The sequence below is a fragment of the Kocuria sp. SM24M-10 genome, assembly GCF_001027955.1.
GTDB classification, from domain to species: Bacteria; Actinomycetota; Actinomycetes; order Actinomycetales; family Micrococcaceae; genus Kocuria; species Kocuria oceani.
Genome location: NZ_LDNX01000056.1, coordinates 1 through 8,501, shown reverse-complemented (window position 1 = coordinate 8,501; position 8,501 = coordinate 1). Strand labels below are relative to the sequence as shown.

Here is an 8,501-nt window from a genome sequence, read left to right as displayed (position 1 = left end):
CCTGACCCACCGCCCCCTGACCCACCGCCCCCTGGTCCACCGCACCCTGCCTCTGGCCGCCGCGGGTGTGGCCGGGGCCCTGCTGCTGACCGGATGCCAGGACGAGACCCGGCTGACCCAGCTGGACCAGTCCCAGGTCTCCACCGAGGAACTGGTCGGGGAGGAGATCACCCTGACCAACGAGGTGGAGGGCGTCTACGGCGAGGAGTTCCTGACCATGGGCGACGAACAGACCGTCGTCTTCGTGACGGACATGCCGGCCGAGCTGAGTCCCGGCGACGAGGTCGAGGCCACCGGCACCGTGGCCTCCGGTGACCTGTTCAGCGAGCCCGGGGACCGGGAGCGGCTCTACCAGCTCACCGACGAGGAGAACGCCAACTACCTCGTCAACCGCGAGGCGGAGCCCTACCTCACCGACGCCACCGTCACCGTCGTCGAGTAGGACGGTCGAGCAGGACGGTCGAGCAGCCCGCCGCCCTGCAGGGCGTTCCCGTGCTACTGCAGGGCGGAGGTGAGCCGGGCGGTGTTGTCGGCGTACTTCTGGTACCAGGGCCGGGCCAGCCAGTCCGCCAGCCGGAGTTCGTGGCTGTGCTCCCGGTACCCGGCCACGACCTCGTCCATCCGGTCCACGAACTGCTCCCCGGCGACCAGGAGGTTGACCTCGTGGTCGAGCACGAAGGAGCGGATGTCCATGTTCGAGGACCCCACCACCGCGGTGTCGTCGTCGATGAGCACGAACTTGGCGTGCAGCACCCAGGGCGCCTGGTAGAGGTGGATCCGGATCCCGTCGCGGATCAGCTGCTCGTAGAAGGAGCGCTGGGCGTGGTGGGTGAGCACGTGGTTGGAGGTCTCCCCCATGTACAGCTCCACCTCGACCCCGCGGGCCACCGCGGTGCGCAGGGAGTTGTACATCGAGTCCTCGGGCACGAAGTAGGGGCTGCACACCGTGATCCGCCGCCGGGCGGTGGCGAAGAGGTGGTTGAACAGCTGCAGGTTCGACTCCTGGCCCAGCCCCGGCCCCGAGGGCAGCACCTGACAGACCAGCTCCCCCGGTGGGTCTGCGTCCGGGGCCGGGCCGGTGCCCGGGACCCTCTGGTCGGTGTCCAGGATCATGTCGTCGGTCTCGCAGTACCAGTCGGTGGCGAAGACCGCGTCCAGGTGCCCCACCGCCGGGCCCTGGATCCGGGTCATCAGCCCGATCCACTGCAGGCCCTGCCGCTGGTTCTTCTTCTTGTTGTAGGAGCGGTCGATCACGTTCTGCGACCCGGTGAACGCCACCGTCCCGTCGAGAACCAGGATCTTGCGGTGGTTGCGCAGGTCCGGGCGCTGGTACTGCCCCCGCCACGGGCGCACCGGCAGCATCCGCCGCCAGTCGATCCCGGCCGCCTCCAGCCGGCGCACCAGCTCCTTGTAGCCCGGGTAGCCGGCGGCGCCGAGATGGTCCACGAGCACCCGTACGGTCACCCCGCGGGCGCGGGCGGCCTCCAGGGCCGCGATCACCGGTTCGGTGCTGGCATCGGCCACGGCGATGTAGAACTGGAAGTGCACATAGCGCCGGGCCCCCCGGATCCCCTCGGCCATGGCGGCCAGCGCGGTGTCGTAGTCGTCGAGGATCTCGATCCGGTGCCCGCCGGCCACCGGGAACGCGCCGTGGTGCTGGTTCAGCCGCACGGTCTCGGCCAGCCGGTCCGGCATCTCCTGCACCTCCCGGTCGCCCGTGCCGGGGCCGTGCGCGTCGACCAGCCCGGCCGCCTCTCGCTGTTTGTCCTTCCGGGCCTGGGGCAGATCCGCCCGCCCCAGCACCAGGAACACCAGCCCGCCCAGGATCGGGAAGAAGAAGATCACCAGCAACCACCCCCAGGCTGCCGAGGGCCGCCGGTTGTGCGGGATCGTGCCCAGCGCCAGCAGCCGGATCACCAGATCCACGGCGAAGAACACCACCGCCGCCCACGGCGGCACCGCGATCCACAACAGGTGAGGAAGGTCCATGGGCTGGTGCCTCCGGGTCGTCGGGACGGGGCGTGGAGGGGCCGGCCGGGGCGGCCCGGCACGTGGACGGCCCGGCGTCGTCAGCCGTGCGGCTGCGGACCCCGGGCCGTGGCGACCTACTGCTCCGGCAGCAGCCGGACGGAGCTGGCCTCGACGTAGGGCTGCTGCTCGTGGTCCTGGTAGAGCTCGTCGGTGAAGTCCTCCTGGGCCTGGTCGTCCAGGGTCGAGGGGTCGAAGGACTGCTGGACCGTGCCGACGACCTCCACGACCTGGCCCTCCTCGACGTCGACCCGGTCCATGTCGTAGAGCACCAGGAGCGGGTCCACGGTGTTCTCCGCCGCGCCGGCGATCACCAGGCCGTCGTCGCCGATGACGTCGTCGACCTCGGCGGAGAGCGTGACCTGCTGTCCGACGTAGGTCTCCCGCTCGTCGTGGAAGTCCTGGTCGTAGGTGCCGGCGAAGGTGTCCCCGGTGGTCGGGCCGTTCTCCGGGGCGGGGGAGGACTCCAGGACCTCCCCCTCGCTGACGTCCTCGACATCGGTGCCGGTCTCGGGTCCTTCGGTGCTGCACCCGGCCAAACCCAGCCCCGCGGCGGCGGCGAGTGCGGCGGCGGCGGTGCGGGCGGGGGAACGGCGTTCACGGACGGTCATGGGGTGCCTCCTGGTGTGCTGCGACGGGCCCGGCCGGCGGAGCCGGGGCGCAGGAAACGGACGATGGACCGACCGACCGTAAGCACACTGAAGTGATCCTTTCAACAGCCGGGATGCCCTGGAGCGGGGCACGGGCGGAACCGTGACCGGTCCGTGACGGTCTGTGGTGGGACCTCACCGGCAGCGTTGCGGTGGTGCCCAGACTCGGCCGCGGCCGTGCCGGCCGGCGGCGGGACCGGGCGGGACCTCACCCGCTCACCGGACCGGGCGCGGGCCGCACGCGCTCGACCCAGCGGGCGACCTGCTCGGCGACCAGCTCGGGGCGGGTCAGGGGCAGCATGTGCCCCTCCTCCGGCAGGCGCAGGAGCTCTCCGTCCGGCAGCGCGTCCAGGAGCCTGCGCAGTTCGTCCTCGGACACCTCCGGGTCCGCGCTGCCGTGGATGACGAGCGTGGGCACCGTCAGGTCCGGGGCCATCCGGCTGCCGTCGTGGCTGACGCTGGCCAGCGTGGTCCGGGTCAGCGCGCGGGGCCTGCTGTTGAGGAAGTCCTGCCGGACCCTCTCGACCAGGTCGCGCGGGGCGTCGGAGGTGAAGGCGAACCGGCGGACCAGCCGATCGGACAGGTTCTCGAGGGAGCGGATCCGCTTGCCCGCCAGCACGCCGGTGCGCAGCGCCTTCATCCAAGCCAGGCGCAGGCCCGCCTGCACCGGCCGCGGGAGCCCGCGGGCAGGGAAGCCGGGGAAGGTGACGGTGGATCCGCCGGAGCCGGCGAACACCGCGCCGGCCACCCGCTCGTTGCCGCAGTGGTGGGCGCGGGCGACCACGATGCCCCCACCGAGGCTGTTGCCGACCACGACGGCCGCCGCGCCCGCGTCGACGACCTCGCCCAGCACCGCGTCGAGGTCCTTGGCATGGGCCTCCATGGTGTAGTCGCCGCTGCGGGCGTCGCCGCTCTGGGCGTGCCCGCGCAGGTCGTAGGACACCACGCGGTGGCCGGCCGCGAGCAGGTCCGGCACCCGCCCCCACGAGTCGCTGGACAGGCCGAGGCCGTGCACCAGCACGACCATCGGCGCCCCCTCGCGCCCCCAGGTGGTCAACGCCAGCCGGGTCCCGTCGAAAGACGTCACGTCGCTCATCGCGCCACTGCTCCTCGGGTCGGTGCGGGCCCCCTCGCCCGCCGTCCTGTCCCACCCTAGGCGCGCAGGGTCGGCCCAGGGCAAGGGGAAGCGGACGAGAGCAGGGTGCACCGGCCCTGGACATCACGATCAGGTCACAGGACGCCCCACGGCCACCCGAAGTCCGCCTTCGGCCTTGCCGGGGTCCGGCCGTGCTCCCTAGCGTGGGGAACCCGAGACCGGCGGCCACCGCAGGTGACGTCGGTGTCTCCCACCGATGACCGGAGGTGCGCCATGACGAACCGCGACCGAGGCTCCACCCGTGTGCTGACCGCGACGCTGGCTGCGGTGACCGCCCTGGCGGTGTCCGGGTGCAACCGGGACGACCCGGTCCCGGCCGACGGGGAGTTCATGGGCAATCCCACCCCGTACGGCGCAGGCACCCCGACGGAGGAGAACCGGGTCGTCTACGAGGGCGAGTACAACCAGGAGTTCATCGACGAGGCGACCAACTATGTGGGGCAACAGGTCACGATCTCCGGGGAGGTGAGCCGGACGCTGTCACCCGAGACGTTCGCGATCGCCGGGCCGGCCGACCCGATGCTGATCGTGGAGGAGCAGGAGATCCCCCCGGTCGACGACGGTGAGCTCGTGGAGCTCACCGGCACGATGCGGGCGAACTTCTCGGTGTCCGAGGTCGAGGAGCAGCTCGGCGTGGACCTGGACGACGAGCTGTACACCGACTTCGAGGGCGAGAACTACCTCATGGCCGCCCAGGGGCGGGTCGGCGAGTAGGACCGTGCGGCCCGGCCGGGGCGCGGGCGGTTCAGCTTCCGGTCCGGCGCCGGGCCCAGCGGAGCACGAGGATCCCGGCGACCAGGGAGCCGCACATCCCGGCGAACAGGTCCACGACCGTGTCCGTGTAGCCCACCAGCATGCCGGCCGGACTGATCTGCTCCACGACCCACTCGTAGTACTCCCACAGCACCGCGGCGGTCGTGCCGACGAGACCCACCCACAGCACCGGGGCCCACCCGCGGACCGCCGCCCCGGTCTCGCGGGCCTCGGGCAGCAGGCGGGAGTCCACCAGCAGGAAGTAGGCCACCGCCGCCAGACTGCCGGGGGTCAGGACGTGGACGACCGTGTCGAAGTGCGGGATCTGGGCGTACCAGTGCTGCACCGAGCCCCACATCGCCAGCAGCACCAGGACCGCGAAGGCCGCCACGAAGCCGGTGGGCACCTTCGCCCGCCGGGTCAGCAGCAGCACCACCGTCACCGCCGCGAAGCGCAGCATCCCGTCCCAGCGCTGCATCAGGCCCAGGCCCACGGCGCTGGCCAGGGCCGCGGCCACCGCCACGCCGAACACCCACGATCCCGTTCTGTTTCTCGTTGTCATCCGTTCACGCTATGGCCCCGGACCCCGGGACCGCCAACACCGGTCCCGGCGCACGGGTCAGCCGGCCGCGTCGCCCTCGGTCGGTCCGGTGCCCGCCGCGTCGGTCGCCTCCACGTAGGTCGCCTCCACGTAGGGCTCCCCGTCGTAGTGGGCGATCTCCTCCACCCCGGGGGTCGCCCGGAGGTCCTCCTCCGCGGCCGGTGCGTTGTAGGCCTCCCGGTAGGTCCCCGTCACCTCCACCAGGTCCCCGGTGTCCAGGCCGGAGGTGTCCTCGTCGAAGTTCACGACCAGCAGCGGCTCCGCATCCGACTCCTCCGTGCCCGTGATGGTGAAGGCCACCGGCGAGACGACCTCCTCCACCTGGGCGGTGAGTGTCACGTCCGCGTCCACGAGGGTGGCCGCGTCCTCGACGAAGGCCTCGTCGTAGGGCCCGGAGTAGGTCCCGGGGTCCTCACCGGCCGGCTCCTGCTGCGCCTCCCCGACGTCGTCGCCGGACTGGTCCCCGGACGTCCCGCAGGCCGTCACACCCAGGGCCGTGAACGACAGCGCCGCGGCGGCCGCCGTGCTCCGTGCCCACTGCCGCGTCCGCATCCACCGGTGCTTCTCGTCCATGGCCTGGTCCCCTCCGTCGGTGTGCCGGTGCTCCGGGAGCACGGGCCGCGGCGGTCGTTGCCGCCGGCTCCCGGCCTCCACCGGACTCAGCCTACGGGGGCGGCAGGCTCCGGAACACCCGTCGGGCCGGGGCTCCGGGCGGTGCTGCGGGAGCGAGCCGGAGCGTCACGGTCCCCGGGGCGGGGACAGCTCGTCGTCGACCCAGCGCGGCGCGGCGGCGGTCCACCCGGCCGCGACCAGCACCAGGCCGGTGCCCATCAGCAGGACCAGGGGGACCGTCCAGCTGCCGGTGGCCTCGTGCAGGGCGCCCACGGCGAAGGGGCCGGCCGCGGCCAGCAGGTAGCCCACCGGCTGGATGAACCCGGAGAGCCGTGCGGTGATCCGGGGATCGCGGGTGCGGGCGGTGAGCAGGGCCAGGGCGGTGGGGAAGGCGAAGCCCCCGACCCCCAGCAGCAGGGCCCAGACCCAGGGGGCCGTGGCGGGCGCGAGCATCAGCCCGAGGTAGCCGGTGACCATGCAGGCCCCCAGGCCGGCGATCCAGCGCCGCAGGTGCGGGGAGCCGGCCACGAGCAGGGGCATGAGCAGACCGCCCGGAATCCCCATGGCGGCGATCAGGGCCATCATCAGCCCGGCCCGCGCCTGGTCCAGGCCGCCGTCACGGTAGATCTGTGCCACCCAGCCGAACTGGACGTAGGCGTGCATCGACTGGATCCCGAAGTACACGCACAGGGCCACGGCGGTGCGGGACCGGACGATCGCCGCCCCCGGACCCCCGGGCAGCGCCCGGGACGGGGCCGTGGCCGCCTCGCGCCGGTCCCGGACGGCCACCAGCAGCCAGGGGAGCAGCGCCACCACGGCCATCAGGCCCCACAGGCCGAGGGCCGCCCGCCAGCCCTCGGGGCCCCGGGCGGTCAGCGGCCCGGCCGCCAGCAGCGGCAGGGTGGCGCCCACGGCCAGGCCGGTCGTGTAGACGGAGTTCAGCGCGGCGGTGCGCCGGCCGCCGTGGCGCTTGATGAAGGCCGGCACCAGGATGTTGCCCACGGCCATGCCGGAGAAGCCGAGGACCGTCAGGGCCAGGAACACCGGCACCGAGCCGGTGACCGCCCGCCCCAGCAGCCCGGCGGCGACCAGGGCGAGGCCGACGGTGACGGCGCCGCTGATCCCCGTCCGGCGGGACAGGGCGGCTGCCCCCGCCCCGGCCACCGCGAAGGTGAGACCGGGCAGGGCGGTGAGCACCCCGGCCATCGTGGGGCTCAGGCCGAGGCCCTGCTGGACCTCGGCCAGGACCGGGCCCACGGACGTGGCGCCGGGACGGAGGTTCACCGCGACCAGCACGACCGCGGCCACCACCAGCCATCGCGGGACGCGGGCAGGAGCGGGGAAACGGTCCGGGGGCGGGGTGGGCTGGTTCACCGGCCAGTTCTACCACGCGGGCCGCCCGCCCCCGGACCGGCGGTCGCCGCCGCGGGGCTCAGCTGGCGCTCTCCAGGTGGGCCAGGGGCAGCCAGCGGTGCATGAGCCGGCGGAAGGCCACGGCGGCGCCGTTGGCGTCCCGGGCCGCGAGCAGCTCCACGGCGTCCTGGAAGTCCTGCGGGCTCTCGTCCGGCTGGAACGGGTCCGCGATCGCCCCGTAGTGCAGGACCACCAGCGAGTTGGCGGAGAACGCGCCGAGCCACCGGCCGAGGTGCGTCAGGTCGTCGGCGAGCTCCTCCAGGTCCTCGCCCCCGGCGTCCTCGACCACCTGCGCCGCGTGCGCCACCCGCAGGGTCGCGGTGTCGACCGGCACGGCGCACCGGTGGACGCGGTTGCCGTGGTGGAAGCTCTCGGTGTGGTCCTCCGGGGTGAACAGCGCGAACCACGCCATGGGCACCGTGAACGCCGACTGGCGGGTGTGGACGGGCACGAAGTGCTCCCGGGTGACCTGGTCGCCGGCGGCCCGGACCACGTCCTCGGGAATGAGCAGGTTCGGCAGCGGCTGGCCGCCCTCCTCCTCGGCCAGCGCCACGAGGCGCAGCGAGCGCCGCAGCCGCTGCGGCGGGTGGTACACGGGGAAGTCCCCGACCCCGGCGGCGAGCATGTCCCGGCCCCGGGGCGCCGCCGAGAACGGCAGGGTCCACAGGGGCTCCACCGCGGGCGGCAGCGGCTCCTCGCCCGGCTCGGCCAGGCGGGCGAGCTGCTCGGTGAGCTCGTTCACCCCGGCCTCCTCGGGCGGCAGCGCCCGGGGCAGCAGCGGCGCGTACACGGCGTCGAGCTCCTCCGCGGGCACGTAGACGCGGAGGGCGAACTGGTGGGGGATCCCCGTGGCCGAGCGGAACGTCCGGCCGACCTGCAGCAGCTGGGCCACGGCGGCTCAGGCGATCTCGACGACGACGGGGGCGTGGTCCGAGGCGCCCTTGCCCTTGCGCTCCTCGCGGTCGATCACCGCGTCGGTGACCCGGGCGGCCAGGGCGGGGGAGTACAGCTGGAAGTCGATGCGCATGCCCTCCTTCTTGGGGAAGCGCAGGCCCTTGTAGTCCCAGTAGGTGTAGACGCCCGGACCGGGCAGCCGGGGGCGGACCACGTCCTGGTAGCCGGCCTCCTCGAGGAAGGCGCGGAAGGCGGCGCGCTCGGGCTCGCTGACGTGGGTCAGGCCGTTGTCCAGGAAGAACTGCAGGTCCCAGACGTCCTCGTCCAGCGGGGCGACGTTCCAGTCGCCCACGAGGGCGACCTGTGCCGTGGCGTCCTCCTCGACCCACTGGCG

The 8,501-nt window shown here is 73.4% G+C and carries 10 protein-coding genes; 2 read left to right on the top strand and 8 right to left on the bottom strand.

Translation table 11 applies throughout. The features are described from left to right. A partial coding sequence (locus ABL57_RS22230) for a hypothetical protein (RefSeq protein ID WP_047802696.1) occupies positions 1–442 on the top strand: 442 nt, incomplete at its 5' end. 53 nt (positions 443–495) lie between these two features. On the opposite strand, the gene ABL57_RS06760 is transcribed toward ABL57_RS22230, so the two are convergent. The 3 genes from ABL57_RS06760 to ABL57_RS20640 all read right to left on the bottom strand — a co-directional run bounded on the left by ABL57_RS06760 (position 496) and on the right by ABL57_RS20640 (position 3,774). Continuing rightward, complete coding sequence (locus ABL57_RS06760) at positions 496–1,989, bottom strand: phospholipase D-like domain-containing protein (RefSeq protein ID WP_047802695.1); 1,494 nt, start codon at positions 1,987–1,989, stop codon at positions 496–498. A 116-nt stretch (positions 1,990–2,105) separates the two neighbouring features. Continuing rightward, positions 2,106–2,639 (bottom strand): hypothetical protein, encoded by a 534-nt coding sequence (locus ABL57_RS22225; RefSeq protein WP_047802694.1) that lies wholly within the window; start codon positions 2,637–2,639, stop codon positions 2,106–2,108. A 247-nt stretch (positions 2,640–2,886) separates the two neighbouring features. Next, the gene (locus ABL57_RS20640; RefSeq protein ID WP_053004798.1) at positions 2,887–3,774 is read right to left on the bottom strand and encodes an alpha/beta fold hydrolase; all 888 of its coding nucleotides are present in this window, start codon (positions 3,772–3,774) and stop codon (positions 2,887–2,889) included. A 273-nt stretch (positions 3,775–4,047) separates the two neighbouring features. Between ABL57_RS20640 and ABL57_RS06745 the strand changes: the two genes are divergently transcribed. Continuing rightward, positions 4,048–4,548: a hypothetical protein gene (locus tag ABL57_RS06745; protein ID WP_047802693.1), complete on the top strand. Its 501-nt coding sequence runs from the start codon at positions 4,048–4,050 to the stop codon at positions 4,546–4,548. A gap of 31 nt (positions 4,549–4,579) precedes the next feature. Here ABL57_RS06745 and ABL57_RS06740 read toward each other — a convergent pair whose 3' ends face one another. The 5 genes from ABL57_RS06740 to ABL57_RS06720 all read right to left on the bottom strand — a co-directional run. Next, a complete protein-coding gene (locus tag ABL57_RS06740; RefSeq protein WP_152683300.1) occupies positions 4,580–5,149 on the bottom strand; it encodes a hypothetical protein in 570 nt (189 codons plus the stop codon). Positions 5,150–5,206: 57 nt separating this feature from the next. After that, a complete protein-coding gene (locus ABL57_RS06735; protein WP_152683299.1) occupies positions 5,207–5,761 on the bottom strand; it encodes a hypothetical protein in 555 nt (184 codons plus the stop codon). 165 nt (positions 5,762–5,926) lie between these two features. After that, complete coding sequence (locus ABL57_RS06730) at positions 5,927–7,174, bottom strand: MFS transporter (RefSeq protein ID WP_047802690.1); 1,248 nt, start codon at positions 7,172–7,174, stop codon at positions 5,927–5,929. A gap of 58 nt (positions 7,175–7,232) precedes the next feature. Continuing rightward, positions 7,233–8,105, bottom strand: a complete 873-nt coding sequence (locus ABL57_RS06725; RefSeq protein WP_053004797.1) for a hypothetical protein — start codon at positions 8,103–8,105, stop codon at positions 7,233–7,235. A gap of 6 nt (positions 8,106–8,111) precedes the next feature. Then, a partial coding sequence (locus tag ABL57_RS06720) for an exodeoxyribonuclease III (RefSeq protein ID WP_047802689.1) occupies positions 8,112–8,501 on the bottom strand: 390 nt, incomplete at its 5' end.